The organism is Sphingobacterium sp. JB170 (assembly GCF_900163865.1).
Lineage (GTDB): Bacteria > Bacteroidota > Bacteroidia > Sphingobacteriales > Sphingobacteriaceae > Sphingobacterium.
Genome location: NZ_FUKU01000044.1, coordinates 1 through 1,536, shown reverse-complemented (window position 1 = coordinate 1,536; position 1,536 = coordinate 1). Strand labels below are relative to the sequence as shown.

At 45.1% G+C, this 1,536-nt stretch carries 2 protein-coding genes; both read right to left on the bottom strand.

Translation table 11 applies throughout. From position 1 onward, the window contains the following. Positions 1-98: 98 nt before the first annotated feature. The gene (locus FM107_RS13055; RefSeq protein WP_256959528.1) at positions 99-686 is read right to left on the bottom strand and encodes a Crp/Fnr family transcriptional regulator; all 588 of its coding nucleotides are present in this window, start codon (positions 684-686) and stop codon (positions 99-101) included. Positions 687-689: 3 nt separating this feature from the next. Then, positions 690-1,496 (bottom strand): SDR family oxidoreductase, encoded by an 807-nt coding sequence (locus tag FM107_RS13050; protein ID WP_086948954.1) that lies wholly within the window; start codon positions 1,494-1,496, stop codon positions 690-692. Positions 1,497-1,536: the final 40 nt, after the last annotated feature.

Below are 1,536 nucleotides of genomic sequence, written 5' to 3'. Positions count from 1 at the left end.
CAATTGACCATTCTCATAATGACGGAGCCTGTAAAAATAACTTATCCCGTACTGGTCATGATGATGGTATCAGTACGGGATAAGTTGTCCCAGTAAGCTTACAGATCGCCCTTACCAACGACCCTGTTCCTGATCCTACTTAGTGAGGACGGGGTAATACCTAAAAAGGACGCCACATATACCAGCGGGATTCGGTTCGCCAGGTTGGGGTAATCTTTCAGGAAATTATTGTACCGGTCTTTAGCGTCAACAGTCAGCATCGGCTTGATGATATTCACTTTTTCCAGTAGGGTCTTCACGGTGATCTTGTTTATGAGTTCATCAAAGCCCATAATCGTAGACAGCAGCTCATTCCAGCGCTTATGTGTAAAGGTAAGCAGTGTGCAATCGGTGACGGCCTTAATATAGATCATGGAAGCTGTTTGATAATTAAAGCTTTCCAGATCGACCACAAAATGATCCTCATTAATAAAATGGTGTACTATTTCCTCACCTTTATTATTGTAGTAACAAATCATCATTACACCTTCCTGCAGAAAACCCACCTTTTTGGCGGTCTTACCCGCCTCAGAGAAATATTCCTCTTTCGACATTACGACCACCTCTGCATTTGCTTTGATCAGTTCGATCTGTTGTTCATTCAGGTGGCCGAACCGCAATAAATACTTTACCAATGCTTCCATCATAGCTTATCCAAAAAATAATTTTTCCGTAGCGCTTATCACAGCATCTTTTCCTTCCTGTTCAAGCCAGGCTGATTTTGTGGTCGCGTCCTTACCCGCAAAGTAATGCAATTGTTTTTTATTATCAGTAGCCGCCTCAAAAACAATCGCTGCAACATCAACCGGATTATCGGCAGATAGGGTGGCCTCAGCGCTGGAGAATGCCGCTAAAACCTTTTCCACCTGATCCTGGTATGCCGGATGCGCTGCAAGTTGGGCACTTTGAGAAAAATTGGTATTCATCAGACCGGGGATGATGGTTTTCATGACGATGCCAAAGCTTGCCAACTCAAAGTACATACCTTCCGTCCAGGATTCCAGCGCTGCCTTGGTTGCGCCGTAAACGGCGAGCATCGGATTGGGAATGTATGCTCCTAAGGAGGTCGTATTGATGATGATCCCGGCGTTCCTACTCCGGAACCCTGGCAGGCAGGCTCTGGTTAGCCGAAGGGTTCCCAAAAAATTGGTACTGATCTGCTGTTCTAGTTGCTCGTCACTCATTCCTTCCAGCGGACCTGCAAGCGCATACCCAGCATTATTAAACAATACATCGATGGGGCTTATGCGTTCGGCTTCTGCCACTACCTTCGCGATCTGACCGACATCATCCACATCGAGCTTCAACAAATGGACATTAGCCAATTTAGAAAAGCTTGTGTGTTGTTCCGGATTTCTCATCGTTGCAAATACGGTCCATCCATTCTTTGCGAAGATGTTAACGGCGGCCTCGCCCAAACCTGAGGAAGCGCCTGTAATAAAAATTGTTTGACTCATATCTTTTTAAATTATTTAAACAAAGGAAGGCATCACATTT